Source organism: Kaistia dalseonensis, assembly GCF_030814715.1.
GTDB lineage: Bacteria > Pseudomonadota > Alphaproteobacteria > Rhizobiales > Kaistiaceae > Kaistia > Kaistia dalseonensis.
The window spans coordinates 679,890-705,689 of the sequence record NZ_JAUSVO010000003.1 but is presented as its reverse complement, the minus strand read 5'-3'; the positions used below and the strand labels follow the sequence as shown (position 1 = coordinate 705,689).

Annotated in this window: 44 protein-coding genes; 25 read left to right on the top strand and 19 right to left on the bottom strand. The window is 64.2% G+C overall.

Annotated elements, in window-relative coordinates; all coding sequences use genetic code 11:
• The 8 genes from QO014_RS13895 to QO014_RS13860 form a co-directional block, all read left to right on the top strand.
• Positions 1–282 (top strand): hypothetical protein (locus QO014_RS13895; protein WP_266349293.1); only part of this gene is annotated, 282 nt, incomplete at its 5' end.
• The gene (locus QO014_RS13890; RefSeq protein ID WP_266349292.1) at positions 282–2,351 is read left to right on the top strand and encodes a hypothetical protein; all 2,070 of its coding nucleotides are present in this window, start codon (positions 282–284) and stop codon (positions 2,349–2,351) included. The genes QO014_RS13895 and QO014_RS13890, both read left to right, overlap by 1 nt.
• Positions 2,352–2,721: 370 nt before the next feature.
• Positions 2,722–3,312: an N-acetylmuramidase family protein gene (locus QO014_RS13885; RefSeq protein WP_266349291.1), complete on the top strand. Its 591-nt coding sequence runs from the start codon at positions 2,722–2,724 to the stop codon at positions 3,310–3,312.
• A 3-nt stretch (positions 3,313–3,315) separates the two neighbouring features.
• Entirely contained in the window at positions 3,316–3,714 is a 399-nt protein-coding gene (locus QO014_RS13880; protein WP_266349290.1) for a hypothetical protein, read from the top strand.
• A 1-nt stretch (position 3,715) separates the two neighbouring features.
• Positions 3,716–3,970, top strand: coding sequence for a hypothetical protein (locus QO014_RS13875; protein WP_266349289.1), 255 nt, complete (start codon positions 3,716–3,718; stop codon positions 3,968–3,970).
• A complete protein-coding gene (locus QO014_RS13870; protein WP_266349288.1) occupies positions 3,970–4,239 on the top strand; it encodes a hypothetical protein in 270 nt (89 codons plus the stop codon). Before QO014_RS13875 ends, QO014_RS13870 begins: the two co-directional genes overlap by 1 nt.
• Entirely contained in the window at positions 4,236–4,448 is a 213-nt protein-coding gene (locus QO014_RS13865; protein WP_266349287.1) for a hypothetical protein, read from the top strand. Before QO014_RS13870 ends, QO014_RS13865 begins: the two co-directional genes overlap by 4 nt.
• Complete coding sequence (locus tag QO014_RS13860) at positions 4,435–4,953, top strand: hypothetical protein (RefSeq protein WP_266349286.1); 519 nt, start codon at positions 4,435–4,437, stop codon at positions 4,951–4,953. The genes QO014_RS13865 and QO014_RS13860 overlap by 14 nt, the downstream gene beginning before the upstream one ends.
• Positions 4,954–5,019: 66 nt before the next feature.
• Here QO014_RS13860 and QO014_RS13855 read toward each other — a convergent pair whose 3' ends face one another.
• The 3 genes from QO014_RS13855 to QO014_RS13845 form a co-directional block, all read right to left on the bottom strand.
• On the bottom strand, positions 5,020–5,742 hold the full coding sequence (locus QO014_RS13855) for a hypothetical protein (RefSeq protein ID WP_266349285.1): 723 nt from the start codon (positions 5,740–5,742) through the stop codon (positions 5,020–5,022).
• 529 nt (positions 5,743–6,271) lie between these two features.
• On the bottom strand, positions 6,272–6,823 hold the full coding sequence (locus tag QO014_RS13850) for a hypothetical protein (RefSeq protein WP_266349284.1): 552 nt from the start codon (positions 6,821–6,823) through the stop codon (positions 6,272–6,274).
• Positions 6,813–7,001 carry a hypothetical protein gene (locus QO014_RS13845; RefSeq protein ID WP_266349283.1) on the bottom strand — a complete coding sequence of 63 codons (189 nt, stop codon included), beginning with the start codon at positions 6,999–7,001 and terminating at the stop codon, positions 6,813–6,815. The genes QO014_RS13850 and QO014_RS13845 overlap by 11 nt, the downstream gene beginning before the upstream one ends.
• A gap of 100 nt (positions 7,002–7,101) precedes the next feature.
• Between QO014_RS13845 and QO014_RS13840 the strand changes: the two genes are divergently transcribed.
• The 3 genes from QO014_RS13840 to QO014_RS13830 all read left to right on the top strand — a co-directional run bounded on the left by QO014_RS13840 (position 7,102) and on the right by QO014_RS13830 (position 10,042).
• Positions 7,102–7,818, top strand: coding sequence for an SOS response-associated peptidase (locus tag QO014_RS13840; RefSeq protein ID WP_266349331.1), 717 nt, complete (start codon positions 7,102–7,104; stop codon positions 7,816–7,818).
• A 751-nt stretch (positions 7,819–8,569) separates the two neighbouring features.
• Positions 8,570–9,082 carry a host-nuclease inhibitor Gam family protein gene (locus QO014_RS13835; protein WP_266349282.1) on the top strand — a complete coding sequence of 171 codons (513 nt, stop codon included), beginning with the start codon at positions 8,570–8,572 and terminating at the stop codon, positions 9,080–9,082.
• 150 nt (positions 9,083–9,232) lie between these two features.
• On the top strand, positions 9,233–10,042 hold the full coding sequence (locus QO014_RS13830; RefSeq protein ID WP_266349281.1) for a DNA adenine methylase: 810 nt from the start codon (positions 9,233–9,235) through the stop codon (positions 10,040–10,042).
• 126 nt (positions 10,043–10,168) lie between these two features.
• Here the strand turns inward: QO014_RS13830 and QO014_RS13825 are convergent, their stop codons facing one another.
• The 9 genes from QO014_RS13825 to QO014_RS13785 are packed head-to-tail and all read right to left on the bottom strand — an operon-like array spanning position 10,169 to position 16,638.
• The gene (locus QO014_RS13825; RefSeq protein WP_266349280.1) at positions 10,169–11,446 is read right to left on the bottom strand and encodes a PcfJ domain-containing protein; all 1,278 of its coding nucleotides are present in this window, start codon (positions 11,444–11,446) and stop codon (positions 10,169–10,171) included.
• A gap of 24 nt (positions 11,447–11,470) precedes the next feature.
• The gene (locus tag QO014_RS13820) at positions 11,471–12,529 is read right to left on the bottom strand and encodes a hypothetical protein (RefSeq protein WP_266349279.1); all 1,059 of its coding nucleotides are present in this window, start codon (positions 12,527–12,529) and stop codon (positions 11,471–11,473) included.
• Positions 12,526–12,789: a hypothetical protein gene (locus tag QO014_RS13815; RefSeq protein WP_266349278.1), complete on the bottom strand. Its 264-nt coding sequence runs from the start codon at positions 12,787–12,789 to the stop codon at positions 12,526–12,528. The genes QO014_RS13820 and QO014_RS13815 overlap by 4 nt, the downstream gene beginning before the upstream one ends.
• A gap of 9 nt (positions 12,790–12,798) precedes the next feature.
• Positions 12,799–13,683, bottom strand: coding sequence for a TAXI family TRAP transporter solute-binding subunit (locus QO014_RS13810; protein ID WP_266349277.1), 885 nt, complete (start codon positions 13,681–13,683; stop codon positions 12,799–12,801).
• A gap of 30 nt (positions 13,684–13,713) precedes the next feature.
• Positions 13,714–13,839: a hypothetical protein gene (locus tag QO014_RS13805; RefSeq protein WP_266349276.1), complete on the bottom strand. Its 126-nt coding sequence runs from the start codon at positions 13,837–13,839 to the stop codon at positions 13,714–13,716.
• Between the two features lie 9 nt (positions 13,840–13,848).
• Positions 13,849–14,118 (bottom strand): hypothetical protein, encoded by a 270-nt coding sequence (locus tag QO014_RS13800; protein WP_266349275.1) that lies wholly within the window; start codon positions 14,116–14,118, stop codon positions 13,849–13,851.
• 23 nt (positions 14,119–14,141) lie between these two features.
• Positions 14,142–14,573 carry a hypothetical protein gene (locus tag QO014_RS13795; RefSeq protein ID WP_266349274.1) on the bottom strand — a complete coding sequence of 144 codons (432 nt, stop codon included), beginning with the start codon at positions 14,571–14,573 and terminating at the stop codon, positions 14,142–14,144.
• Complete coding sequence (locus QO014_RS13790) at positions 14,570–15,382, bottom strand: hypothetical protein (protein WP_266349273.1); 813 nt, start codon at positions 15,380–15,382, stop codon at positions 14,570–14,572. The genes QO014_RS13795 and QO014_RS13790 overlap by 4 nt, the downstream gene beginning before the upstream one ends.
• A complete protein-coding gene (locus QO014_RS13785) occupies positions 15,379–16,638 on the bottom strand; it encodes an MT-A70 family methyltransferase (protein ID WP_266349272.1) in 1,260 nt (419 codons plus the stop codon). Before QO014_RS13785 ends, QO014_RS13790 begins: the two co-directional genes overlap by 4 nt.
• Before the next feature lie 74 nt (positions 16,639–16,712).
• On the opposite strand from QO014_RS13785, the gene QO014_RS24595 reads away from it, so the two are divergent.
• A complete protein-coding gene (locus QO014_RS24595; RefSeq protein WP_370877136.1) occupies positions 16,713–17,471 on the top strand; it encodes a GIY-YIG nuclease family protein in 759 nt (252 codons plus the stop codon).
• Between the two features lie 14 nt (positions 17,472–17,485).
• Here QO014_RS24595 and QO014_RS13775 read toward each other — a convergent pair whose 3' ends face one another.
• The 5 genes from QO014_RS13775 to QO014_RS13755 all read right to left on the bottom strand — a co-directional run bounded on the left by QO014_RS13775 (position 17,486) and on the right by QO014_RS13755 (position 19,531).
• Entirely contained in the window at positions 17,486–17,749 is a 264-nt protein-coding gene (locus QO014_RS13775; RefSeq protein WP_266349270.1) for a hypothetical protein, read from the bottom strand.
• Complete coding sequence (locus tag QO014_RS13770) at positions 17,746–18,360, bottom strand: GcrA family cell cycle regulator (RefSeq protein ID WP_266349269.1); 615 nt, start codon at positions 18,358–18,360, stop codon at positions 17,746–17,748. The genes QO014_RS13775 and QO014_RS13770 overlap by 4 nt, the downstream gene beginning before the upstream one ends.
• A 5-nt stretch (positions 18,361–18,365) precedes the next feature.
• The gene (locus QO014_RS13765) at positions 18,366–18,617 is read right to left on the bottom strand and encodes a DUF2312 domain-containing protein (protein ID WP_266349330.1); all 252 of its coding nucleotides are present in this window, start codon (positions 18,615–18,617) and stop codon (positions 18,366–18,368) included.
• A 5-nt stretch (positions 18,618–18,622) separates the two neighbouring features.
• Positions 18,623–19,123: a hypothetical protein gene (locus QO014_RS13760; protein ID WP_266349268.1), complete on the bottom strand. Its 501-nt coding sequence runs from the start codon at positions 19,121–19,123 to the stop codon at positions 18,623–18,625.
• Positions 19,124–19,342: 219 nt separating this feature from the next.
• Complete coding sequence (locus QO014_RS13755; protein ID WP_266349267.1) at positions 19,343–19,531, bottom strand: hypothetical protein; 189 nt, start codon at positions 19,529–19,531, stop codon at positions 19,343–19,345.
• Positions 19,532–19,779: 248 nt separating this feature from the next.
• On the opposite strand from QO014_RS13755, the gene QO014_RS13750 reads away from it, so the two are divergent.
• Entirely contained in the window at positions 19,780–20,049 is a 270-nt protein-coding gene (locus tag QO014_RS13750) for a hypothetical protein (protein WP_266349266.1), read from the top strand.
• 32 nt (positions 20,050–20,081) lie between these two features.
• On the opposite strand, the gene QO014_RS24590 is transcribed toward QO014_RS13750, so the two are convergent.
• On the bottom strand, positions 20,082–20,342 hold the full coding sequence (locus QO014_RS24590; protein WP_370877135.1) for a carph-isopro domain-containing protein: 261 nt from the start codon (positions 20,340–20,342) through the stop codon (positions 20,082–20,084).
• Positions 20,343–20,448: 106 nt separating this feature from the next.
• Between QO014_RS24590 and QO014_RS24585 the strand changes: the two genes are divergently transcribed.
• The 3 genes from QO014_RS24585 to QO014_RS13740 all read left to right on the top strand — a co-directional run bounded on the left by QO014_RS24585 (position 20,449) and on the right by QO014_RS13740 (position 21,315).
• Positions 20,449–20,727: a helix-turn-helix domain-containing protein gene (locus tag QO014_RS24585; protein ID WP_370877134.1), complete on the top strand. Its 279-nt coding sequence runs from the start codon at positions 20,449–20,451 to the stop codon at positions 20,725–20,727.
• A 95-nt stretch (positions 20,728–20,822) separates the two neighbouring features.
• Positions 20,823–21,050 carry a hypothetical protein gene (locus QO014_RS13745; RefSeq protein ID WP_266349265.1) on the top strand — a complete coding sequence of 76 codons (228 nt, stop codon included), beginning with the start codon at positions 20,823–20,825 and terminating at the stop codon, positions 21,048–21,050.
• Positions 21,043–21,315 (top strand): hypothetical protein, encoded by a 273-nt coding sequence (locus QO014_RS13740; RefSeq protein ID WP_266349264.1) that lies wholly within the window; start codon positions 21,043–21,045, stop codon positions 21,313–21,315. Before QO014_RS13745 ends, QO014_RS13740 begins: the two co-directional genes overlap by 8 nt.
• Positions 21,316–21,389: 74 nt before the next feature.
• On the opposite strand, the gene QO014_RS13735 is transcribed toward QO014_RS13740, so the two are convergent.
• The gene (locus tag QO014_RS13735) at positions 21,390–22,040 is read right to left on the bottom strand and encodes a hypothetical protein (protein WP_266349263.1); all 651 of its coding nucleotides are present in this window, start codon (positions 22,038–22,040) and stop codon (positions 21,390–21,392) included.
• Between the two features lie 347 nt (positions 22,041–22,387).
• Here QO014_RS13735 and QO014_RS13730 point away from each other — a divergent pair, with 347 nt between their 5' ends.
• From QO014_RS13730 to QO014_RS13690, 9 genes are read left to right on the top strand one after another with little or no spacing between them, the layout of a single operon-like run.
• Entirely contained in the window at positions 22,388–22,723 is a 336-nt protein-coding gene (locus QO014_RS13730; RefSeq protein WP_266349262.1) for a hypothetical protein, read from the top strand.
• A gap of 2 nt (positions 22,724–22,725) precedes the next feature.
• Positions 22,726–23,265 (top strand): hypothetical protein, encoded by a 540-nt coding sequence (locus QO014_RS13725; protein ID WP_266349261.1) that lies wholly within the window; start codon positions 22,726–22,728, stop codon positions 23,263–23,265.
• The gene (locus QO014_RS13720; RefSeq protein WP_266349260.1) at positions 23,265–23,657 is read left to right on the top strand and encodes a hypothetical protein; all 393 of its coding nucleotides are present in this window, start codon (positions 23,265–23,267) and stop codon (positions 23,655–23,657) included. The genes QO014_RS13725 and QO014_RS13720 overlap by 1 nt, the downstream gene beginning before the upstream one ends.
• Positions 23,650–23,841, top strand: a complete 192-nt coding sequence (locus tag QO014_RS13715; protein WP_266349259.1) for a hypothetical protein — start codon at positions 23,650–23,652, stop codon at positions 23,839–23,841. Before QO014_RS13720 ends, QO014_RS13715 begins: the two co-directional genes overlap by 8 nt.
• Positions 23,838–24,092 carry a hypothetical protein gene (locus tag QO014_RS13710; protein WP_266349258.1) on the top strand — a complete coding sequence of 85 codons (255 nt, stop codon included), beginning with the start codon at positions 23,838–23,840 and terminating at the stop codon, positions 24,090–24,092. Before QO014_RS13715 ends, QO014_RS13710 begins: the two co-directional genes overlap by 4 nt.
• Positions 24,092–25,066, top strand: coding sequence for a phage Gp37/Gp68 family protein (locus QO014_RS13705; protein WP_266349257.1), 975 nt, complete (start codon positions 24,092–24,094; stop codon positions 25,064–25,066). Before QO014_RS13710 ends, QO014_RS13705 begins: the two co-directional genes overlap by 1 nt.
• Positions 25,059–25,331 carry a hypothetical protein gene (locus QO014_RS13700; protein ID WP_266349256.1) on the top strand — a complete coding sequence of 91 codons (273 nt, stop codon included), beginning with the start codon at positions 25,059–25,061 and terminating at the stop codon, positions 25,329–25,331. Before QO014_RS13705 ends, QO014_RS13700 begins: the two co-directional genes overlap by 8 nt.
• A 2-nt stretch (positions 25,332–25,333) precedes the next feature.
• Positions 25,334–25,540: a hypothetical protein gene (locus QO014_RS13695; RefSeq protein ID WP_266349255.1), complete on the top strand. Its 207-nt coding sequence runs from the start codon at positions 25,334–25,336 to the stop codon at positions 25,538–25,540.
• The gene (locus QO014_RS13690) at positions 25,537–25,752 is read left to right on the top strand and encodes a hypothetical protein (RefSeq protein WP_266349254.1); all 216 of its coding nucleotides are present in this window, start codon (positions 25,537–25,539) and stop codon (positions 25,750–25,752) included. The genes QO014_RS13695 and QO014_RS13690 overlap by 4 nt, the downstream gene beginning before the upstream one ends.
• The last annotated feature ends 48 nt before the right edge of the window (positions 25,753–25,800 follow it).

Sequence of the window (25,800 nt, the reverse complement as noted above, 5' to 3'; positions counted from 1 at the left end):
GGCTCGGCCGGCATTGAGGGCGGCGCACAGCCGGTGCTCGACCTGCCGGCGCTCGCCTCCGAGACGCTGGCGGTCACGGCCGCCGAGACGATCTCGAACTTGGACCTCGCGGCGAATGGTGCATTTCAGTCCGTCTTTGCGGCCTTGTACGGCGATGCGGCCATGCTGATCGGCGCCGGCAACGCGACCGGCGCGGGCGGAGCAGTCACGCCGCTGCCCGCAAATACGCTGATGGTGTACCGCATCCCCAAGGGCCAGAAGATCCTGGCAAGGACCATCTGATGCTGGTGTCGCCCGGCCGCATCGGCCAGCTCTGGGGCGCGGCGCGGTCGGCGATCTCGCTGCCGTCGCCGATCGAACCTGTGGCGCCCTTCGCCGCATCGGTCGTGCCGATGGCGTGCTGGTCGCTGCGCCGCGTCAACCCGAGCTATGCGGGCAACTGCCTGATGGCGAGCGGCGACGTCGCCACGACCAATGTGGCCTATGGCTTTGCCGCCGCCGGCAAGGATGCGCTGATCAATGGCGCCGCGCTCGACGCGCTCTATACGGCCAACCCGACCAACACCGAGCTGCGCTGCCGCACGCTCTACGACCAGGCGACGGTCGGACCTTACAATCTCGTCTCGACCGCATCCACGACCGGCCAGCGGGTCAAGCGCGTTTCAGAGGGCGTCGGCGGATCGCCCGGCCTGCGCGCGCTCGCCCAGACGCAGGGCCTGACGACCAATTCCGCGGCCTCGACGGGCCCGTTCAATATCGGCGGCGCCACGGACAATCTCACCGTGATCCTGTCGCTGGCGATCTGCGGCTGGGGCGCAGCAGCACCCTTCGGGACATCGACGCCGGGCAGCGCGTCCAATGCGGCCGGAACGGCGCTGGGGTTTGGCGCGTCGACCTCCGAATTCCTGAGCCTTGCGGAGACCGACGACATCAACAGCGGCGAGGCCGTCTATGGCAGCGTCTGCGTCCTCCGCGATGAGATCAACGCGATGTTCGAACGGTCCACGTCGTGGAACCGTCTGCGCACGATCGCCCTGAAGTTCGAAGGCCAGAAGGTCACGGGCTACATGGGGCAGACGAAGTGCTTCTCCTACACCATGTCGTTCAGCGCTCTTACCGGCGTCCGGCTCTGGCTCGGCTGCGCCTCCGGGCCGGTGGCCTCGGCCAATGCGGAGATCAAGGAGGCGATCGTCTATAACGCTGCCCTGTCGGACAATGAAATCCTCGGCATCATGAAGGAGGTCGGGACCTTCTGGGGCGCGCTGGGCGGGCCGATTGAAACGCTCGACACGAACCTCCTGCTCTGGGGGCAGTCGGAAATCGGCTGGCTGGAGCAGGACGGCTGGTCGCTGCTGCGTGCGGAACTGAACAGCCTTCTGGGCGGATCGCCGGCCGTCCACCGCATTCCGACGCAGGCCAACAGCTTCACGGCCTTCGGCGGCTCGGCCTCGCAGCAAGGGTCGGTCGACCTCAGTACCAACCCGTCGAACTACTGGCGCGTCTATCCGCTCGTCGCCGGCGCGCCGGGTCGCGGGCCGAACGGAACGACCGCCTACAACGCGGTCTCGGCCTATGCGACGAAGAACCGTCGCACGATCGCGATCTGCGACTGGGGACAGCAGGATGCGGCAGCCCTGGGCGGCGTCGCGACGGCGGCCACGAACACGGTCGGCGATCCGCTCTATGGCACCGCCACCAAGGCGGGGTTCAAGCAGGCGGTCAAGGACGAGCTCGACGATCTCGAGGCCGCACTTGGCCATCCGGTGGCGGCAGTCATCTACAACCTGCTGCATCTTCAGACGCCCGCCGGCAGCTATACGGCGGGCTGGGAAACAGTGCGCCAGGCCCAGATCGAGCTCGCGGCCGAGAGCAACGGCAAGATCCTGCTGCTTTGGGGAGCGAACGACGCGACGCTGCGCGACTATATCCACTACGACACGACCTTCATCCAGTCGAAATGGATCAAGCGCATCGCGCGCAAGGCCGCGAATGTGGTGAAACCGTCGCTCGCCTTGGTTGATCGCGGGCCGCGTTTCGTATCGGCCGGTTTCACCGACGGAACGAAGACCGCGATCCGGGTCACCATCGCGCATGTCGGCGGCACCGACATCAGCCCGTCGACGGGGATTTCCGGTTTTCGGGTTGTCGACACCGGCGGCGTCAAGACGATCGCTTCCGCTATCCGCGAGACTGCGACCACGATGCTGGTGTCCCTGTCGGCGGCCTGCGTCGGCGCGACGACGATCCAGCTGCCGTATGGCACGGACTATGACCTCGCCAACTACCCGGTTGACAATGCGAGCGGGGTGAACTGGCCGGTCGAGGGCTTCGGCCCGGTGGCGGTCACATAATTGTAGGAATGCCCGCCGACCCGTGGGGCGGGGCCGGCGGGCGGTCGCTCCGAGATGCGATGATTGCATCGCATTCCAGGCGGGCCATGGAAAGCAGATAGGCCAAAGTCTCCCGACCGTCCATCTCGGCCAGCCTTTGAAGCTCCGCAAGGTGGAGCCCGACTTCCTTCACACGCATTTCTTGATGATCCCCCGATCGACCAAGCCATCACGCAACGTAACACAATCTTTTGGTTGCGCAATTAGCACGTAGCACGCTTAGGAAGCAAACGACTGATCGCAATCGCTGACGCGCGCCTATGCACTGATCGATGACTGGCGCCGCACGATCGTGCGGTCACACGCCGTCTCTAAACCTGGAGTGAATTTCATGGTCTCGTTCAAAGGGGCAGCGCGCAGGCGCTCGCCCGATGCAATCGCGCGCGCCGCGGCGTTCATCGGCGTCGAGACGGCGGCGCTCAGCGCCATAATCGAGGTTGAGGCCTCGGGCGCCGGCTTCGATGGCGCCGGCCGCCCAAAGGCGCTTTTCGAGCCGCACCGGTTCTACCGCGAACTCTCCGGAAATCCCGGAAAGTTGGCCGCCGCGGTCAAGGCTGGGCTGGCCTATCCCAAATGGGGTGAGAAGCCTTATCCGTCCGACAGCTATCCCAGGATCCAGCAGGCGCTCGCGATCGACGAGACTGCTGCGCTGCGAGCGACCAGCTGGGGGCTCGGGCAGGTCCTGGGCTCGAACTGCGCCAAGTGTGGGTTCACGTCCCCGCAGGCTATGCTCGCGGCCTTCGCCGACGGCGAAGACGCGCAGATCGTAGGCATGGCGGCCTTCCTGAAGTCCAACGGGCTCGTTCCAGCCCTGAAGGCGCGCAACTGGGCGGCTGTCGCGAAGGGCTATAACGGCTCCAAATATGCGGCGAACCGCTATGACGCGAAGCTCGCGGCCGCCTATGCGCGGCTCAGGGGCTGAGCGATGCTCGCGCTCCTGATGGGCTTCGCCTTTTCAGATGTCGGTCTGGTGGTCGGCGGTCTCGCCGTCATCGCGCTCTGTGGCATGGCGGTCTATCTGCGCCTGCCGGCTTCGATCATCACGGCTCTTCTCGTCGGCTTCGCCGGCTGGCTGCTGGCCGGATCCGTCTTCCAGGCCGGGGAGGCATCGCGTCAGGCCAGCATCGACAAGGCCGTCGCGGCCGCCGAGCTCAAATGGCAGCTCGGCGTCGGCAAGGCGCAGGCGGCGGCACGGACCCGGCTGGAGACCCGCGAGACCGCGACGCGGGCCCGGCAGTCTGATGCCGACGCCTATGAACGGAAGCTCCTCAACAAGAAGGACAGCTGCATTGTCACCGATGACGACGCTCGGGACATGCTTTAGGGTGGCGCTGGTCCTGGCGATCGTGGTGTTCGCCGGCGGCGCCGCTTGTGTGAGCGACCGTACCGCCGGCGCGCTCGCTGCCAGGCCGCTGCCCGATCTGCCCGGCGATCTCGCGCTCGATTGTCCTGATCCGGGTGTTCGGGTTGGCTATCCGCTGCGCTCCGAGCTCAAGCGCAATCGCAACTGGGCGAAGTGCGAGCGGGAGAAGAACCGCGACAAGAACGCGTTCTACAGCGACCTGCAGGCGGCGCGCTGATGGACGCGATCACGACTGCGATCGCCACGATCCTCACCTCCTACGGGCTCTCGGGTGTCGTGATCATGGCACTCGGCTATTTCGCATGGAATCGGTCGCAGCGGCTCGACGAGGTTCAGGACAAGCGCATCGCCGAGGGCCGTGAAGCGCTTACCGCCATGAAGGCGGCGGCGGATTCGGCAGCCGCCGTGGCCGACGGGCAGGAGGCCGTCGCGCTCGGGCTGGAGCGCCTCAAGACCGCAATCGATAACCAGGGGAGGGCGCAATGATTGCCCTCGGGCAGATGCTGCAGGCGCTCTTTGGAAGCACGAAGCCGCGCGGCGACAAGGCCCGCGCGATCGAGGCGGAGGTGGCCGTTGCGCGCGAGAACTATCAGGCCGCCATCGATCGCGTGAAGCGCAACAGCTCGATCCTGCGCGATCTCGTCGGAGAGACGGTCGACCGCGTCAATGGGAATGGTAGTCATGGCGTTCATTAAGCAGTTGGCCTTGAGCAGGACGATCTGGATCGCTGCAGCCTTGCTGATCGGCTATTGGCCGGTCGCGCTGCTCTTCAGCGGGCCTGGGTTGATCGAGGTCCTGAATGGCGCGCTGCTCGGCGTTTCAACGGCGGTATTGATCGCCTATCTCCCAGAGGCACTGAGGGCGGCCGCCAAGCCTCGGCTCGACAAGACGGACCAATTGATCCTCGGCATCGTCGTCACGTGGATTGGCACGGACCTGTTTCGCGCATGGGGGATCTATTCGCGCGTCGCCGGATTTCCCGAGTGGATGCGCTATTCGCCGATGCTCGGCTTCCTGATCTATCTGTTCATCCTCGGTGGCGTGCTGCACATCACGGCGCCCAATTCGATCGCTGATCATGTGCCGCGCGCCGCATGGATCCGTGTTGGGGCGGCGATCGGCGTCGGGGCTTTCATTGCCGGCCTCATCGTTGGTTCACGGGTCGCGGTCCCTGCGCTGCAACCCTTCCTCGGACGATAGTGAGGAGATCATGGGAACGATCCCTTGGGCCAGGTGAGCTGGCGCGTCGACTTCGTCCTGAGGCTCCTACTGGAGAAGTTGCTCAAATTCTGCCGGCGTCACGCGCTTTGGAACCCCCAACGAACTGGTGCCGCCAAACGCTGACGACTGAGAGAAGACGGTCCATTCATCCCCATAGAGTAGCAGATTGAAGCCGACCAAGAAGTGGAGCCCTTCGAACGAAACTAAAGCAACGCGGTCAGTCGACGCGATGGCGCCGTAGATCCTGGCGAATTTAGTTGAGTTGACCAAGTGTTGCTTGCTGTTAACGGAGGTGGGATCCGGAATGCCGATCTCCACCAGTTTAAGGCTGCCTAATCGATCGGTGCGGACTACACTGGCAAACTCAGCTGCCCCGGCCGAATCCATCATATCGGTTTTGCCGTCCAGGATCTTGCTTGTCGTCATTAGTCCGTAAGTCAGGAATTGCACTTGCCGCGCAATCTGCGCCACGAAATTGGCCTTGTTAATCTCGACGAATAACGGGCTGCTGGCCGGCGCCGGCATCATCGGAAGGAGCGAGCGCATTCTATCGACCTGAGCAACGAAATCGAATCCCTTGCCCATTTGGTCCGCGGATGTCGACGCGATGATGGCTTCAAAGTCCTGGTGGATTACACCGTCAATATAGGCCGTGACCGCGGCCTCAGGTGTCGTAAGGTTCGCTGCCGCCGCGAAGTTCGGTAAGGCGGCCATCAGGCCGATCCACGCTCCGAAGACAATCCGAATTAATACGCTCAATTGCTGCATCGTAGCCCCCATCCACGCCAAAAGCCGCTAGACCTGTTACCTCAACTTAACATTGTGGTCCATCGGCAACTTTGAATCGTTTGGTTCAAACCTCGCTGCTGCCGGATGCTGCGGGCTCGGGCATTGCGAAGGAAGACCGATAAACCCTAGATTGCTCATGTGGCATGGCAGGGGGAAATCATGGTCATAATTCTAGCTCTCGTTCTTGGCGGTATGGTGATCTTTACTGTCGTTGGATTGGGCGGAGCGGCGGCGGCGAGCGCGGCCAATCCACATTTAGATTCCGCGAGAAGGACTCAGTCTGTTATCGTGTTGATTGTTCTCATCTTAGTCGTTCTCGGCGTTGTGGCTTTGTTCTCGGGTCCTGATTGTGGTGGTAAAGACAAATTTAGCCATGAGTGCTACATGGAGAGAATGCGAAATCGGTAGTATATGCGCGATTGTCTGGCGGATTAGCTGGGTGCCCGTTGAAAATAACCTGCGGCTTCCAAGTGACTAACCTCGATGGAAGAGTTTTCAAGCAGCTGGCTCAAGGGAACGTACCGTTCTTGCGCGCCTCCTCCAGGTCCACCGCCGGCGCCTCGAGCCTGGGCGGCGGCGCTACCTCTTGGGTCGTGGCCACATTGCGTTTCGGCTCGGTTGGATCGTTCACCGTCAGATTATAGTCCTCGCTGCCGCAGCGCGGACATTTGATCTTCTCGACAACGTGCTTCGGAAGGAGCTGGGGAGACCGGCAGGCCTTGCAGATCGCCCAGACGTTGTCGTTGCCCCGCCTTCGGGGCCTGGGCTCTTCTTCGTCGCCGAACGGGTTGATCTCGCCGCGGAAGAGCTGCTTCAGCTCATAGGCCGTTTCCAAGCACCGTCTGCACAGCGGCTCGCAAGGTGCCCGCGCGACGTGCTGGCGCATGCAGATGATCGCAGCAATCTTGTCGCGTTTGGGATTGGCAATATAGGCTCTCAGCGCTTCCAGGAGCACGAAGGCCGTTTCCCAATGCAGACGAACTTCCTTCTTCGCGGAAACCAGCCGTTCGAGCCGGTCGCGGATTGCCCATGGCGTCAGCGATCGACGCTCAGAGCCCATAACTCTTGATCCGGCCGCGCGAGAATCCGCTCGACGACCGCTCGCACGCATCGTCATAGCAGATGAGGATCGTCTCCATGGCGGCCCGCAGGTCGCCATTGTGCGAGGCGATGAGCAGATCGACGCGCCGATCGAGCTCGCGCTGTTCTGCCGCGAATTTCTCCGCTGTCTCGGCCATGGCCGTCCTCCGATGTGAACATGTTCCTATTTTGTTCACGGTAGCGAGGGAGTCAATGGGGCGCTTTGAATGGTCCACGACCTGTGGCAAGCTCGACCGCATGTGCAACCTCTACTCGATGACACGTTCGCAGGACGCCGTCCGGAACATGGCGCGGGTGCTGCGAGACCAGACCGGCAACCTGCCGCCGATGCCGGGCATCTTTCCGGATTACCCGGCACCGATCGTCCGCAACGGTCCCGATGGTCGCGAACTCGTCATGGCGCGATGGGGCATGCCATCGTCACAACTGGCGCTCATGGAGGCGACAAAGAAGCGCGCCGCGAAGCTCGAGGCCAAGGGCAAGCCGGTCGATTTCAAGGAACTGCTGCGGCTGGAGCCGGATATCGGCACGACCAATATCCGCAACACGAACAGCAAGCATTGGCAGCGCTGGCTTGTCCCGGAACACCGCTGCGTGGTGCCGTTCACCAGCTTCTCGGAGTTCAACAAGGCCGAGGGCGGCGATATCTGGTTCGCGCTCGACGAGACCAGGCCGCTCGCCTTCTTCGCCGGGATCTGGACGAACTGGACGTCGGTTCGAAAGGTGAGGGAAGGGGAGACAACCAACGATCTCTTCGGCTTCCTGACGACCGAACCGAACGCCGTCATCGCGCCGATCCATCCGAAGGCCATGCCGGTGATCCTGACGACGCAGGATGAGATCGACGCTTGGCTGACCTTGCCGGCCGGCGATGCGCTCACGCTGCAGCGGCCATTGGCTGATGACGCACTCACGATCGTGGCGCGGGGCAAGAAGCTGGACGGCGCGGTCTAGGGGAGCGGCCGCCGAGCGCCGCTCAGGGACCTGCCGCCCGATCTTCCGAGCTTCGACCTCGTCCAGCAGACGAGTTCTGTTCGAGCCTTTCTGCCCGTGGCGACCATGCCCTGCTGCTTGGAAACCAATCCAGCGCTGCGTCGTTTCCAACGCAATCGCAGGAGGAAGCGACCGCGCTAACCGCGGCATCTGAAGGGGAGTCCGATTTTGGTGCACCGCAGGTGGATAATCGGAATCGTTGCGGCGATGCTGCTGTCGGGATGCAACACCATGCAGCGGTATCAAGCGTCTGTTGAGGAGGGCTGTCGTCAACAAGCCAATGGCAAAGCCGCTCGCTACAACGACTGCATGAGGAAGGCTGCTGCGGCGGAACGTGAAGCATTGCGCCACCAAGACGAGGAATGGCGAGACAGCCTTGAGGATGCTGGCCGGTTCCCGATAGTCCCTCTTGCTCCGCCCCGTTGGTAGCCGCCCATCCGGGTCCCTGCCTTTCATGACTAGGGGTACGGATGTGCTCACCATCGTCGCCAAGGGGCGCAAACATGACGGGGCGCGCCCTCGCTCTGAGAACAGCCGTCGCGGCAGCCAAAACCAAAGCCCGGTCCGATCCGTCGACCGCGCTGGCATCGGCCGGATGACCCACTGAATCGCTCAATCGCCACCCGCCATCCGTAAACCAGCCGCCCGCACACGCCGGCGGCCGCATAGTCGTGTCCTCGCGCCAGGGACCCGCATATCCAAAAGGTGAACCATGGACGACCAGACCGCGCCGAAGCTCGGCGACGATGAAGCCTGCGCGACGGCGATCGCGCGCATGGGCCAGCTCGACCGCGAGCTCGCCGTGATTGAGGCGGCAAAGGCCGAGGCGGTCGAGCGTGCCTCCGTGCTGGCCGAGAAGAGCGCCGAGCCGCACATCGCGGAAAGGGCGAAGCTGTTCGAGGCCGTGAAGATCTACTGCGTCGAGAACCGTGACCGGCTGACCGATGGCGGCCGGCGCAAGACGGCGCCGTTCACAACGGGCGAGGCGGCGTGGCGGCTTGGCCGTCAGCGCATCAATATCGACAGCACGCTGAAGGAAAAGATCATCGCGCTGCTGAAGAAGCGCGGCCTGAGCGATCTGGTGAAGACGAAGGAAGACATCGACGTCACCGCCCTCGGCAAGGCGAAGGACAAGGTGAAGGGGATCAAGGGCATCACCTTCGTGCCGCCGGCGGAGGATTTCAGCGTCTCGCCGATCACGGCCGAGCTCGTCGAGCGCAGCTGAGGCGCGCGCCGTAAGATCCCCGCCGTATGAGGCGGCGGGGGCCGGGCGCAAGCCCGGCTGCGGGTCCACGTTGGCACGATGTCCCGCCCGACGACATCTAGGATAGCGTCGCCCCGCCTGAAGCGGGTGCTACACGGATCCGGGTTGATAATGAGTGAACATGAATTCCGCGCCGTCCCTCCGGCGCGGCCGGTCGCCGGCTATGTCGGCGGCAAGAAGATCCTCGCGCGCCGGCTGGCTGAGCGCATCGAGGCAACACCCCATGACCTCTATGGCGAGGTCTTTGCTGGCATGGCCGGGGTGTTCTTCAAGCGACGCACCGCGCCCAAGATCGAGGTGCTGAACGATATCAGCCGCGACGTCATCACCTTCTTTCGCGTCCTTCAGAACCATCACCAGGCGCTCATGGACATGCTGAAATGGCAGCTCACCAGCCGCGACGAATTTGAGCGGCTGAACGGGCAGGATCCTGAGCGGCTCACAGATCTGCAGAGGGCAGCCCGCTTTCTGTATCTGCAGCGCGCCACCTTCGGCGGCAAGGTCGCAGGGCGAACGTTCGGTATCGATCGATCGCATGGTGGCCGATTCAACATCGCGACATTGGCCGATCCCCTTGCCGCTGCGCATGAACGCCTCGCGGGCGTCTGGCTCGAATGCCTGCCCTGGCAGGATTTCCTCGACCGCTGGGATCGGCCCGGGGCGCTGTTCTATCTCGACCCGCCCTATGCCGGCACCGAGCACTATTACGGCCGCGGTCTCTTCGAGCGGTCGGACTATCTCCGCATGGCGGAACGGCTGGCCGATCTCAAGGGGCGGTTCATCCTCAGCGTCAATGACCACCCCGACACGAGAGCGGCGTTCGCTGACTTCGCGATCGAGACGGTGGACGTGACCTATTCCGTCTCTGGCTATGCAGGGCAGAAGAAAGGCCAGGGCGAACTGATCATCTCCGGCCCCTGACGTCGGCTACGGCATGAAGCTCGCATAATTCATCCGGCAAACGCAAAGCTATGGCGCCCGCCAGTTCCGTCCGGAGCTGGCGGGCGCCTTTTTGCGTTTTCAGCTCAGACAACACCGCTGAGCGAGCTATGGGTCTACGCCCCTGTGTGGCGCACCTAGAATGATGTCCCGTGCGAACTCATCGAACTCCGCAGCCACATTCCGGCGCATCAGTTCGAGGAGCCTGACGTTCACTTCCTCCATGCGAAAGTGCAAAGTCATCTGGCTCAGCAGCGCATGCTCTCTCTGCCGATAGTCGATCGCCTCACGCCTGGCGCTCCGGAAAGCTTCGGTTGCGGTCATTCTCCGCTTATCGATCCAAGCTGTGGCGCTTTGAAATGCCGCGGCATTGATCCGGTTCAGGAAGGCGCGCACCGCCACATCGACTTCTGGCGCCGGCTGGCCGTTCCCCGGGCCACGGATCTGCACGATATGATAGGTGCCGCCAAAGTCAGGCCCGATCTCGAGGGTCGCTATTGCTCTGTTGTCCAGCCGCATCGAATAGATCCTGGAAAGGCCAGCCTCGACCTTGGGATAATAGCTTGCGACGCAATGGTTCATGTCCCGGCCCTCCGCGTGCAACGCGTATTGCGTCCGCAAGGCGATGAAGCGATAGCCGTCGACTTCGCTCTCCAAGGGCAGCGGACCGTAATCGACAGGCGTCGACGCCGTTGCCCCCATTTCCCTCTCGAGCGCTTTGCGCCAAGCGGCAAGATGCGAACTGGCCCGTTCCAGTGACCAGCGCTGATCGAGCCGCGCATTGCCAGCGACCACCCATTCGAAGAGAGCGTCGGAATCCCCTTCGATCGCGCGGATCCGGTCGAGTCGCTCGTGACCATCGAGGCCCTGCCCCCCGATCGTCCGGAAAGCCTCGCCCAATCGTGCGACCGCCCATCCCCACCATTCGTCGCTCAACTCCTGCCAGCGATTGAGGGTGTGCAGCCAGGCGAGCTGCAGATCGGTGTCCAACGGCATCGCCTGGGCAACGACGGTCGCCCGACAGGCAGCAAGCCTGACGATCACGCGGCAAGTCGCGAACCTGACGTTCCATGCATGTATCCGCCGGAGCGGGTAGGTTGCGCCGAGCGCGGCCATGAGGCGGGGCAGTTTTCGGCCCTTCGCTGCCGCCTCGCGATAGTCCTTCTCCAGAAACACCCACTCATTGATTCTTCCGGACATAACCAGGAAGGCCATGATAGCCGGCGCCTGCTCAAGTTGATCGATCGCGTACCGTTCCGTCACGGCGACGCGCCTAGCGAGGAGACTGATCCGCCTATCGGCAAAGAGGCAATAGGCTCTGTCGCGCGCCGAAATCGCCCATCCATCGCAAACGCCGCCATGGCGGTCCTCGCCAGCCTCTGCCATCGCCGTTCCTTCCCTTTCCCCGCCTCACCGCTGTCCGACGGCCACACGCGCATTCTCCGCGCCTGGCCAATTGAGCCCATGCTTTGACAGGGCCGCGTCGACGAGCTCCGGTGGTGCTCGGCACCCGTCGCTGTCCGGCGGGGGGCCCATCGGATGGCGATCGGACCAGCGCGCGAAGTCCGGCCATCGCTTCTGATCAAAGCCGAACTTGGCGCACTGGCGCGCCCAGAGATCGAGTTGCTGACGCCAATGCTCCGCCGTTGCCGTGGCCGCGGTGATAACCGCCGAATCCCTTGGCTTCGCGGTGGTTCCGCCCGGCCGGCGTCGGCGGCGCCTGTCCGCGATGGCTCCCTCGAAATAGCGCAGCGACGTGAACAGCTGCTCGCCGTTCCGCATCAGCACGTCCTCGACCGCGCCCTTGATATCGCCCTCGACGAAGCCCGCCTCGAGCCAGCCGATGACGACGCCGAGGTCGCCGCGATATCCGCCGGGCGCGCCGAGGCGCTCGCAGATCCATCGGTGCAGCCCAACGGCCTGGTCGACGATCGCCGTTCGACGCCCCTGATCTCGTTTCACCGAAAAATCAATCGAAGCAGCGGCAGCGGCAGTCACGCTCTCCCCGACGCGATCGTCGGTGTTCGGCTTGGCCGTGCGCGTATCCGCCGCAGCTGCTGCTTTCTTGTCTTCATCTGCATCTGCTTCTGGTGCGTTACACTGCGTTACAGCCTCGGCAGCAGCGGATTTGGCCCGCTCGCGATGCGCCCGAACCCGGTCCGCGCTGTTGTCCTCCCGCTTCGGCTGCCGCTTGTCCCAGGCCACGAAGCGGTCGTCGACGATGACGCCCATCGTCTTCATGCCGGCGATCATCGCTTCGATCTTCTCCGCCTTGCAGCCGATGCCGTAGGCGAGCGCCTCGGCATTGTAGCCGGCGATCGAGCCGCGCTCGCCGTTGGTCGAAGCACGCGTCAGAAGCTTGATGGCGAGCCCAAGGACGAGGCCGGGCGGCACGCGCGCGGCCTTGCCGATCGCGCCCCATTTCGGGTCGTCTGCCATGTCCTCCCAAACGCGGAACCATCCCGTCATGGCATACTCCGCCGAGCCGGCGAGGGTGCCGCCATCTCGGCCAGGATGCGGCGGATATCGCGGAGCGACAGGTTCACCGCCGCGTCGCAGCAATGCGGCGTCGAGCAGAGCGATTTCGTGCGGCGCGAGCCGTGCCCTTCCAGCACCAGCTTCGGATGGCGCCCGCCCGTCACCAGCGAAACCGAATCACCTTGCGCCCGGCAAGCCGGGATCGTCTTCGCCATGATCAGGCGGATATGCTTCAGCAAGTGCCGCTTCATCGCCTCCCCCTATTTCCCGAATTGTGCCCGGATCGCTGGCTTCGCGCGGGCGACCGCGGTGATGAACGCGCCGAGCGCCTTCTGGTCGGGGATCCGGTCCGGGTTCACATAGACCTTCGCGACCCATGACACGGTGGACTTCGCCGACCACCAGCCCTGCAGGCTGTTCGGATATGTCCCGCTCGGGATCTTCGCGTATGCATAGAGCGGCTTGCCCTGCGGATCGGCCGCATCGTCGAAGTCGCGATCGTTGACGCCGACGAGCGCGAGCCCGTCGCCGAACTGCTCGTCGGCCTGCATCACCAGGCTGTTGCCGAGCGCTGCCGGCTGCAGCAGGCAGGTCGTCTCGTTGGCGGCAACAGAGGAAAGAGCGATGACGCCGCTCTCTGTGGTGACCGGCACCGCGCCGTAGTCCGAATCCTCGGCCACGAAGTTCTGCCAGATCAGCCAGGCGCCAGACCCCTGATCGCCGAGCGCGATTGACCAGCCGTGGCCCTTCGGATCGTTCTCGAGGTCACCGATATCCGAAACCCCGCTCTCCTTCGAACAGAGCGCATGCAGATATTCGCGATGGAGATCGGCGATCGGCTTCAGCTTCATGGCGGCCGCCGGGTTCTGCCGCTTCAGATAGGCCGCGCCGTCGGGCTGGCCGATCATCGCGTCGCACCCCTCGCCAAGAACTGTCCGCTCGATATTGCCCCAGGTGCCGCCCGTGTCGGCGATCACATTGATCCGCACGTTCGGGTCCGACTTCGCCATGCCGGCGATCATGAGCCCGGCCTGGTGATACGGCCCGCTGCTGCCGCCGGTGCAGAGGTTGAGGGTGATCGGGTCCGCGGCTGCGGCCGATCCGGCCAGCGGCAGGATCGCCGCGGCAAGCATAATTCGACGCATAAATTGTCTCCGAAATTGTGATGACGAGATCTAGCGTTCGGAAAGCCGGCGCCCGGATTTCCAGCGTTCAAATCGACGACCGCCGAGGAAGACGACGGTCGTCCAGCAGAGGCCGAGGGCCAGCTGCGGGAGATTGCCGAGCACCGCGATCAACATGGCGGCCGTTCAGCCGTTCGGCGGCAAGGATTGTCCCTGCGGGCGCCGCTCGAGTTCGGCCCGGACGAGGCAATCCTTCGCCTCCAGCAGTTTCCGCAGGCCGGTCGATTTCTCGGCGCCGTCGGGCAGATCCGCATCGAACTTGCGCGCGAGCTCGCCGATGGGCCGGCTGACCGACTGCAGGCGCGGCGGCAGGTGTTCGAACCGGAAATGGTCCAGGATGTGCGCTGGCATCATGTTTTCCCCTCGGGCCCGATCGCCCGGTGACGCGCTCTCCATGCGGAAAGCGCGCTTCCGGATGGTCAGAAGGGTAGGTCGCCTTCATCCGTTTCCGCAGCTATGGCCCGCCGGCTTGGTCGGAGCACGGTGAAGTCGACATCGTTCTTGAATGCCGTCGCCACCGCCTCGAGCACGACGAACTCGACGCCAGGGTTCGTCCGGGCCAGGCGCTTGGCCTCCATGGCTGCCGAAATCTGATTGTCGTGCCTGTAGGTCGGCGGGCCATCGCCCATGACCATCCAGAACTGCTTAAGCGTCTTCATAGGGGTCTCCTGCGGTAGGGGATTGGATGCGCTGTTGTGGTCTGCTGTCAGGGCCTCTCGCAGCAGCAGAGAGACGGCGCCACCGAACGGCTCGGCATAGGCACGGTGCGGCAGCAGGTGCGCGAAGATCCATGACGTGAGCCGCCACTTGCAGCTGTGCCAGCGAAGCCCTCGACGCGATGGGGCGTTCATGCCGTTCGCCTCATCGCTGAACGTAGGATTTCGTCGGTATCGACAGACTCGGGAGCAAGGTTGAGATCGGCAAAGGCCTTGCGGATATTCGCCGCGGCGTCCTCCAGCTGCTTCGCCTGGCCGAGCAGGCCGGCATACGTGCTGGCCGCGCCGCTCTCCAGGACGGCCTTGACCACGCGCCCGACTTCGCTGCCGCTGCGCCACGTGTCCCGGATCGATATCCCGCTTGCCGCCTCGAACTGCTCGACGGTCTTGAGAAGATCGGTTGCCCTGGATGAGCGGGAGGCGACCTCACGCTCGATCCGCTTCTGAAACGACTCTTCGAGCGCCTTGCGCTGGTCGGCGATGCGCTTCTCGACCTCCTCGTTGCGAAGCGCCGCCTCGGCTTCGTCGGCTCGACGGAGGAGCGCCGCGAGAAAGGAACGGGTTGGCGGCTCCGCCGGCTGCTGGCCGGATTTGCGCATCACCTTGAAGGACTTGCCGTCGAAGACCGTCCAGCCCCAAAGCGGCGGCACTTCGTCCACGTCGTTCACGACGTTCGGACCCGTGAGCAGCACCCATTCATCGCAGAACCGGGCAATGCTGTCGGCCTTGGCCGGGTTCGTCTTTTCGCGGTGCCAGTCTGAGCGCGAAACCTTGATCTCGACGCCTGTGAGGCGAAGCCCGCGTGACGGCCATAGCGACATGATGACCGCGTCCGCCGAGCGCTTCGTGTCGAATCCGGCGCCGTCCCGGACCTCGAAGAACAGCGCGTATTCTGGCTGCTTCCATTGCCGCGCCATCGCGGCCTTGATTTCGGAGGTCCTCATCCGAGCACCTCCGCCGCCGGCGCCTCGAGGCCCCAGAGTTCCCAGCCGGGCCGGGCGCGGCGCGCGTTCAATTCGATCTTCGGCAGGTTCGGGAAATACTCTTCGATCATCTCGGCGAAGATCTCGGGCTTTTGCGAATGCTCGCCGACGGGTGCGTGAACGACGGAGGGCCACTGCTCACCGGGCGCCGGCGCGGGGACGTTGCCACGCGTGCCGAGCAGCAGCAGCTCATGCTCGCCCGTGAACCAGTATCCGGGGCCGCGCGCGTCGCCCGGGCGGATCTTCACCCAGATCTGCTGTGATTTGTACTCGAAGCCCCAGACCTCCATAACGCGCAGCGCGGCGCGGATCATGGGGCCGGTGGCCCAGAGCAGCAGGACGCAGTCTTTCGCCGCGATCGTGCCGACCGGGCGCGCGATGATGTCGTTCGTCTCCGATGTCGGATAATGATTGTCGGGGGCGCGATCCATGCCGGTCTCCCGGCTGTAAGGTTCGAACCGCCATTCCGGATCGGCGTAGATGACGCCGAATTTCCGATCGGGCAGGGCGCGCTGCAGCGACCCGAGCGCGATCTCACGGGCGACACGACGCTCCTTCTTCGCTGCCTGCTTCTCCGCACGCAGGCCCTTCACGAAGCCCGCGATCGCGCGCTGGTCGGCTGTCTCAATGACGCGACGCTGCTCGGCGATCGGCAACTGGGCAAGGCTGACGGCCGAGAAGACCGAGACCGATCCCTGCTTGACGGCCTCGACCAGCGCGGGCGCGCCAGTCTCGATGACGACGCGTGCGCTGCGAACGGTCCGTTCCGAGACATTCAGCATTTCGCCGGCGGCGGCTTGCGTCAGGGCAAGCGGCAAATTTGCCGCTTGCGCAGAGCTGCCCGTGCGAGCCCCGCCGTGACGGCCGCTGGCGAGCTCCGCCGCCGCCATGGCGCGCTGGCTCTCGGTCAGATGTCGCCGGCGCAGGTTCCTCGAAATGACATAGGCCGTCGGATCGGATCCCGCGGCGATGCCGTCGAGCCCGGTCTCGCCAAAGCGGACGAAGCGCCAGTCGCGCTGCCAGTCGACGTCAGCGTCGAAGAGGCCGGCCGCAATGGCAGCCCGATACCGGTTGCGGCCATCGAGGATCTTGCCATCCAGCATGACGATCTCGTCCAGGATGCCGTTGGCCCTGATGTCCTCGACGAGCTCCGCGAAGGCGCGGTCCTCGAGCAGAGGGAAGATGTTGGCCAGTGGGTGGAAGGGGAGGGAGGTCATAACCTCGCTCCCGCCACTCGACCAGCAAACAGCGATGAGCGACAATCTTCGTTGGTTGATTGTCCTGCGCCGAGGTGGCTTTCTTGTTCGTATATGTCTTTGCGACTGACGCGGAAATCGTGAAAATCGGAATCACGAACAATCTGCAGCGGCGCCTTGCGGGCGTTGCAACTTCCTGCCCCTTCAAGCTGAAAATGGAATTCTCCATCGACATGGGCGATCAGGCCGCGCAGGTCGAGCGCATTGCCCATCAGTTGCTTTCGAAGCATCGCAAGTCCGGAGAATGGTTCAGCTGTTCCGGCGAGGCCGCCATAGCCGCGATCCACAGAGCAATTCGCCAGGCTGATGGGTCGGTAGAGCCTGAGCGGAATTGGCCGGCCCTGTCCGGTACCGTATTTCTCGGTGAGCGCGTCTATCCGGTCGCGCTCGTACCCCATGAAAATGGCGAACTGCTCGTGCAGGCGCGTGATCTGCCTGAGGTCCTGACCTGGGGCAAAGACGAAGCGGAGGCGCTCGCCATGGCCGAGGACGCCATCGCAGTGGTGATCGCTGCTGCCCTCGAAGATGGCCGCGAGATTCCGGAGCCATCGCCGGTGCAGGCAGGCGAGCATCTCGTGTCGCTGCCGGCGCAGCTTTCCGCCAAGCTCGCCGTCATTCTTGCCTGGCGCGCGAGCGGCATCAGCAAGAGCGAGATGGGTCGACGCCTCGGTCTCGCCGAAGGCGAGGTGCGACGGATCCTCGATCCGCACCACAATACGAAGCTCGACAAGCTCGATGCCGCTGCCCGTGTGCTCGGCCAACGCCTGTTCATCGGGATAAGCAAGGCGGCCTGAGAGCGCCGGGGACGTCATGCCGATGCCCCCGCGCGCCGCTCGATCACGCCGCTTGCGACCTGGCGCGCGCGCAGGAGCATGTCCTCGCGGCGCTCGCGCGTCGTGCATTCGCTGTCGAGGCGTTCGAAGATCGGCAGGAACTTCTCGCCGAACCGCAGCACCAGGCAGGCAGCAAGGTCGCGTCCATGCGACAGGTCGGCGAGCGTGATTTCCTCCGGCTTGCGCAGGCGCGGCGCGCCGCGTGCCGGGCGTCGGGTTTCGGCGTCAGGATCGATCAAGCGCGCGCCCCCTCTGCCAGGAAGCGCCGACGATCAGCCGGCGGCGTTGTCGCCACACGATGATGATCGCTGCAGTAGGGCGACAGGAACTTGCCCAGTGGCACCGGCGCGCCGCAGAAAAGCTTCTGGGCGATCGGCACACCCTCCCATGGTCCGATCGGCCAGGCGCATTGGGTGCCGTTCCGCTCGAGGTAGGCGATGGGCTCGTGCAAGGGTGCCGTCTCTCCGGCTGTCACGCACGATGTGTCGCGCTGTTGCTTGCCCTCGATCGGGCTTACGCTGGGCGAAGGACGTTTTCCCGCTGCCTCTTCAGTGATCTCGGCCGGTCTATTCTTCGCCTTCGGCCCGCTGCCCAGCTTCTTCCCGGCTACCGAAGGCGCACGGCCGGTGCCGTTCACCCGCGCTGTCGGCCGGTAGGGAGGGATCGGCGACGGGGCGCCATCCGCGCGTGCCTCGTTGATGATCCTGTGCACCACGCCGAGGATGGCATTGCGGCTCGGCGCCCCGAGCGCCTCCGCGATCAGGGCTGACGACAGGCCGCGACGCCGGCCATCGATGACGCCCTGTCGCTTTTCATCGCGCGTCAGATCTTTCCAGAGCTTGCTCGTCATGGCGGTCAAACCATCCCGAGCGCGTTCTTGTAGAGTTCCAGGATCGCGTCCTGTTCCTCCCGCTCCGACGCGTCCTGCTTCCGAAGGCGGATGATCGTGCGCAGCGCCTTGGTGTCGTAACCATTGCCCTTGGCCTCGCCATAGACATCCTTGATGTCATCGGCGATCGCGCTCTTCTCTTCCTCGAGTCGCTCGATGCGCTCGACGATCGATTTCAACTGGGCAGCGGCAACGCCCTGAACGTCGTCGTTCGTCATCATGCTCATCGGCCGGCCTCGCCAACGACCCGCAGCCCGGCGCCGCCCTTGGCCGAGGCGAGCTCGCCCTGGAACAGCTCAGCCTCGCGCTTCATGTCGCCGAGCGCGCGCGTCAGCATCTCCATTTCTGTGTCGGTCAGCTTGCCGTCCGCGAAGGCCAGGGCCGCCTTCGCCATGACCTCCGAGACAGACCTCATCGTCTCCGCATAGCGCGCCATGACGGCCATGCTGGTGCCGGTGCCTGTTTCCGGCTCGGAGAGGCGCCGGCCGTTGATGCTGGCCATCACCGTCGTCACGAAGGGCAGGCCACAATCGGCCTCGAGCGCAAGAACGGCATCGAGCGGGATGATGTAGCGGAGCGCCTTTGAGGACTGCCAGCGCGAGACTTCCGAGGACGACATCTCCGCGATTTCGGCACTGCGCTCAACGCCGCCGCAGGCCTTGACGAGATCACGCGTGGCCGCCTTGAGGCGGTGATAGTTGGCATCGGCGAGGGGTGCGTTCATCGGCCTGCTCTCGGGCAAGGTTTTCCTGTTCCGGGAAAAGCGATGTGCTTTTCCCGGCGTGGGAACGGGTTCGGTCTGTCAGGTTGCGAGCGTCAGATCGCCATCACGGAGGCCCTCGCAGATGCAGCCCGCAGACACACGCCGAGAGGCGGCCGGTCGCGCCGAACCTGTCATCGACCGGGCCGGCTTTCCGGGGGAAAAGGGGGAAGCTGCCCGCGCTCATGGTTCGTCCGCCTCTGGCGCAACCAGCAACGCAACGAGGGTCGAGAGCGCCAGGACCGCGCCGAGCGCGAGGTATCCCGCCTGGGGCGAGATCACGTCCGCGATGACCAGGATGGGCGCGCCAAGCAGTGCCATCGGGATAGCGATCGCGGCAGCGCCGAGAAGAACCGGACGGAGGCGCGTCATGGACGGCCTCCGTCCGGCCGTCCTACCATGTGGTGTCGAGTCACTATGGAGGATGGGGACTGTTGGTTCAGTTCTGACGACTCGCGCGAACCGACATGTTCCTCTGCAAGTGATGCGCGGCAAAGTTGAGTTTTTTCAACAAGGTACGGTAGACCATATGCCGAGTAATTTATTGATATTTCATCGTAAATTATCGGACAACCACGCCGCGGACGCGCAGTGCGTCCTAGTTGTGGGAAATATTGAGCATGGGTTTCGGAATAACCGAAGAGAACCTCGTTGCCTACGAGCCGGTGCCAGTCGCCGATACGTTTGTTACGGGAATGTTGCCCGTCGAGGACCTCGGCGGACTCTTCAGAATTACGCTTTTCTCCGATCGCAGGGATGCAGCAGGAGGCACGGAGCGGATGATCGTCTCGCGGCTTCTCATGTCCCGACAGACGCTCGAAAGTTGGTCTCTCGCGGTGTTCAAGGCGCTCGGCGAGGCGGAGCAGAGAGCCGGATTGGCTCAACACTGACGGCATGGACAGCGCCAAATTACGGCAGGACATCATTCTGGGCTCCCCGAATGAGGGTCGTCCTGAGCTGCGGTGCGGATCCCAAAGACAGTTGGCGACACACGCCTGCCGTCTTTTGCCAATGCGGCCTGAAACACAAGAAAATAGGAGGCCGGTATTCGACCTCGAGCAGGCCAGTTCGACACCGCCGAGGGTGTCGCCAGACCTGCGAGTTGTGCAGCGGCGTCATTGCCGCCCAAAGCGGCGATGACGTCTTCCACGGTCTCGATGAGGGGCACGCAGTTCGTAGGCATGTGAACTGGATATCACAATTTGTGATGTTCGCAAGCGTCACAACAGCGAGATTGAGAACAAGACCGGAGATTGCCGATTGTGGTGCCTCGAAACTGGGCCCGAGCAATGGCAACCGTGACAGCAGAATTTGACGATGAGGCTGTCGGCGCGCGGCTCAAAATGCTGCGCGCCGTCTACTCGGAGAAACAGGCCGAGTTCGCTGCTCGATTTGGCATGAGTCCAAATCAGTACAATCAGTACGAGAACGGGAAGAGGCACCTCCCTGTTCATCATGCTATACGAGTCGCTGCGATAACCGGTGTGACCCTAGATTGGCTCTATCGCGATGATGTCAGCGGTCTGCCCGTGCGACTGAGTGGATTGGTGACGGGTCGAACGTCGTAAAGTCAAATGATGAAGATCACAATTTGTGATTTTTATCTTGATGAACATCACAAATTGTGACTTGATTGCTCCATCGAACGACGATGGAGCCGACCATGCTGCACAATCAGGAGACGTCGCCGGCCGTAGCGCTGCTGGCTTCGTCCGGCGACCTGGACGCCATTCTTTCTCGCGCCGGGCTGCTCATCCGCAGCGCCGAAGCCTGCGACCGCGCCTGTAAGCGTGGCGGCCCCGAGGCGCTCGTCGCCGCCGACGTGGCAAGCGAGCTTCGTGTCGAACTCACCGGACTGATCGACCAGGCCCTGGCGGTGCTTGATGTCTGATCGCGCGGCGCTTCCGAACCCCAGCGACATTCTTCTGAAGCTCTTCACGGCCGAGTTGCTCGAGCCCGCGCGTTCGCATCGAGTCATCAGGATCGACGACTTGGTCGAGTTCGCGTTGCGCGGCCGCAGCGTCATCGCGCGCGGCCATGTTCGTGCCTTTCCGGAGGAAGGCCTGGCGACGGTTCGACTGAACAGCATCGGTTCATTCGTCGTGCCGACCAGCAGGCTCACCGTTCTCATTCCCGGCCCGTCGGGAGTGCGCTGATGCCGATGGTCTACTGGAACGGTTCGGCTGACCCGATGCACGAGGGCGATCCCGTGAACGCCATCGTGCGTCGCTCAGAGCGCCTTGGGTCGGGCCGGATGCCCGGCAGGCAGTTCGCGTATCTCCACCAGATCGCTCGCATCGGGCAAGAAGTGCCGCCAGAAGCGTCGCTGCGGAGAGATATAGAAGGTCGCGGCCACCGGCCGGCCATAGGCGTTCATGGCATTGTTGTAGGCAAGGGCGCCGACCGTTCCGTTCGACACGGGTTCCTTGCCATAGGAGGCGATCAGCCTCGAATTGATGCTGACCTCATCGCCGCCGGCATCGAGCTCGCCCAGCAGGGTGAAGGAGAGCAGGCGCAATTCACCGTGGATGCGGGCCTTGCCCGAGACGTTGAAGACCAGGTCGACCAGTCCGAGCGCCGTGGTCGCGGCCGCGACGATGGACGCGACGGCGACGTTCATGGCCGCGAGGTTGAAGACAGCCGCCGAGCCGGCGACGACGACCAGGAACATCGTCCAGCGTTGGACGCCGTCGTAAAACCGTTCGCGATCCTCGTGATACAGGCCGTTGCGGGTCAGATTGATCTGCAGCTTTTCCCGCGAGCTCAATCCGGCAGGCGCGGTGGCCTTGGCCCGACCGGCTGGTTCCTCGTGTCGGGATCCGGCCTCGCGGGCGGGGGCGGCGGTCGTGGTGTCGGAATCGGTTCGCGGGGCATCAGCCACTGCGGTTCTCCCAATTTCGCGGCTCCTCAGCGTCGAATCTATGAGGGGTTGTGGAAGCCGGCCCGTTGGAGCGGGCCGGCACTTATTCTCAGCAAGCCGTTGAAAGCACTATTCCACGGGCTTGGGCTCGACCGGAGCTTCATCGGGAACCGGCATGGGGCGATAGCCGGACGAAATCAGAGCAGAACCCATTTCGACAACCTCTTTGTTGCAGGAACGGACCAATTTGCTCGGCCGGACCGTCTCGCGATGATCGGGCCACAAGCCAGAGCTAGCACATTCCGCAACGAATGGCAGCGGTTCACGGGGCCTGCACGTGAAAGTGCACGACGTCGAGGAGCCCAGCCATGACCGGCTTCTACTGGGGCTTCGGCACGCGGCTCAAGACCTTCTCGCAATCGAGCCGGGGCACCGGGCCCGTCTCGCTCAAGATCGAGCTTGAGGTCACCGACACCAACGAACTCGCCTATCTGCTCAAATCGCTCGGCGATGCACAGCGCGAACAGGATGCCGCGACACGACCCGCTGATCCGCGCGCGAAGGACCGACCTTCGCCCTCGGACCCTCGCCCCCGGAGCGCGGACCCGGTCGACGCGCATCTGGCGCGGATCGAGGCGCGCGCCCAGCGCCGGCTCGAGAATGGCCGGCCGACACCTCTGCTCATCGGATATCGGGAGAAATGACCATGGTCGAGTTTCGGGCTCAGGAAACCGGACCAAGCGAGCGTGGCGCCGCGATACCAGACGCCGTCAATTTGGCGCCCACCTTGGAGGGCCCATGCGGCCGCGCCTGGCTGGTCGATCTCGCCGGCGTCAGACGGCGCCTGGACCAGGCCAGGCCCGACACCACGGTGGCGGCCTGGATCGTCGAGGCCTCGTGGGCACATCCGGTCTGGCACAGCTATCTGGTCGGCCTCGTTCATCTGCGGCCGGATCCCCTGGTGCTCCAACCGATTCTCCACCGGCCCGACGCGACGCATGAATTCTGGCTGTTCGCCCTTGATCCGGACAAGCCGCGCGCGCCCCAGATATCGGGCGAGCAGCGTGCGGCGATGTTGTTTCCGAGCAATTTCGGCGCGCAGCTGGCTTGCCCGTCCGACGCCGAGGCGATGAAGACGATCGAGGCGGCGATCAACGAGATCGTCCGCGGCACGCTTTCGCCGGATACCGATTTTCGTCGCGACTGGGTGGCTCGTTTCGGCGCCTCGAATATCGAGGTGCGGTGATGAACAAGCCGCTTTCCGAGCGTTTCAACGGCAGTGTTGCCTGGGCGGCTCTCTCGCCGGCGGCGCAGGCCGAAATCGGCGCGATCGCGCTCGAGCTGGTTGCGGCATTCCATTGCATGGAGGCGGCTGGGCACGGGCCCATTCAGACGGCGGAGGACCGGGCGGCAGATGCGGCGGTCGATGCGCTCGACGTGAGGCTCGTTGCCGCGTTCCGTGAGCATATTGGGGATGACGCATTACTGGCGGCGGACGGGCATATGCGGCTGCCCTCGCTACTGGGGCCGGTCTGCTGTTCCTGCGGCTGCTCCGAACATGACGCCTGCGGCCTCGGCTGTTCTTGGGTCGAGCCGGACCTCTGCTCGGCGTGTCAGGGAGGTCGTCGCCATGCTTGATGTCGCCCGCTTCCTGCTCGGATGGCTGAACTTGTCGTCCGGCCTGTTCGTCGGCACGGCGGTCCTCCGCTCCGGCCGCCTCATGCAGCTTTGGGCGCAGTGGCTGCTGCTGATCAACGCGGTTGCCGCCATCTACCTGGGCAGCGAGCTGATCTGGACGTCAGTCGGGAGGCTCTGGCCATGAGGACGGGAGACCCGGCAGGCGATCTGGTCGCGATCGAGATCGTCGACCAGGAGACGGCGGAGAAGGCGGCATTTTTGGTGTGCGTGCCGGTCGACCGGCTGCCCGAAGGCAGACCCTATTTCTCGGACGATCTGAGGGGCCAATGCGCGCATTGCGGTACGGCGATCGTCTTCCGCCCGCACGCACCGAAAGCGCCCGTGCGGATCTGCATGGGCTGCGCCGTCGACCACGCCAATGGAGGGCGCGCGTAATGGGCGAGCAGACGGGCATTCTATGGACGGACCACACCTTCAATCCATGGGAGGGTTGCCAGAAGGTCGGGCACGGCTGTGACCACTGCTACGCCGAGACGCGTAATGCGCGCTTCGGAGGCGGGACAGCGCAGAACTGGGGCCCGGGCGCGCCGCGCCGGTTGACCTCGCGCGAGAACTGGAACCAGCCACGGCGCTGGAACCGCGAGGCGATCCAGTCGGGCCGCCGAAGCAAGGTCTTCTGTGCCTCGCTTGCGGACGTCTTCGACAAGGCCGTCGACCCGATCTGGCGCGAGAACCTGTTCGACGTCGTCAACGACTGCAAGGCCATGGACTGGCAGATGCTGACGAAACGGATTGGCAATGTCGACCGCATGGTGCCGCAGGATTGGCGCCGGCGTTGGCCGGCTCATGTCTGGCTGATGATCACGGTGGTCAATCAGGCCGAAGCCGATCGCGACATTCCCAAGCTGATTGCGCTTCGCCATGCCTTCAGCATCGGCACGGTCGGCTTGTCGATCGAGCCGATGCTCGGCGCGATGGATATCGCGCGCTACCTGCCATTCATCGACTGGGTGATCGTCGGCGGCGAGAGCGGACGAGAAGCAAGGCCGATGCATCCCGACTGGGTCCGTAGTCTCCGCGATCAATGCGCGGCCGCTGGCGTGCCGTTCTTCTTCAAGCAATGGGGCGAGTGGGCCAGCGCGGCGATCCATATGAGCTCCGGAAACATGGTGTTCCGCCAGTTCCGCGACTTCGGCCAGTGGGTCGCGAAGGGCGACACGTGGGTGCAAGGCGGCATCTGCCTCGATCGGTACGGCAATCGGCTGACCAATGGCGGTCAGATGCGAAGCGCGCAGGACGAAGGCCGATTCCCCGTGACGATCATGCATCGGGTCGGCAAAGCCCGCGCCGGACGGCAGCTGGATGGGCGCATCCACGACGCGGTTCCCGGGCAGGTGCAGCATGACTGACCGCCTGCGCTGCGCCGTCCCGCACTGCCGGCGTTCCAAGCGCGCCGACGAGGCCCCGGTCATCATCGATGGCAAGCCGCTCGCGCTCGACGAATGGATCTGTCCGACCCATTGGCGGCCGGTGAGGCGTGATCGGCGCGCGGTCTTTGCTGCCGCGAAGCGGATCCTTCGGCGCAAGCGGACCGAGCGCGCGGCGCGGCTGATGATCTGGCTCTGGCAGCGCTGCAAGCGCGAGGCGATCGAATGCGCGGGAGGCCTGCAGTGAGGATGCACGAATTCCACAACGCGCTGCGGATCCTGCTGAGCATCGATATGCACGAGCTGGTCAGCGTCGGCGTCATCAGCCCGGATGACCACACGGCCTGGGCCGAGTTCCGCAACGATCCCTTTCGCTATTTCATCCGCTCGGGCGACGAACGCTGCCGCAAAATCTGGCTGCTGGTCGAGCAGCGCATGCCGGGAGGCTCAGCATGACGGGGCCCGCATTTTCGCAATCGCTGCAACTTGCCGCCTTCGCGATCAGCGTCGGCGCGATCGGCTGCGCCGGGGCCTGCATCGCGGTGCCGATCCGATCGCTGCTCGCCGGCGAACTGCATCGCGACCCTGCCGGCGCGCTGCTGCTGACCGTGTCGGGTGTGGGCGCCGCCTGGCTCGGCATCGAGCTCCTGCTCTGGCTGCCGCGATGATGAAGGCGCTCACCTCGCCGGTGGCCGACATCCGGCCCTTCGAATTTC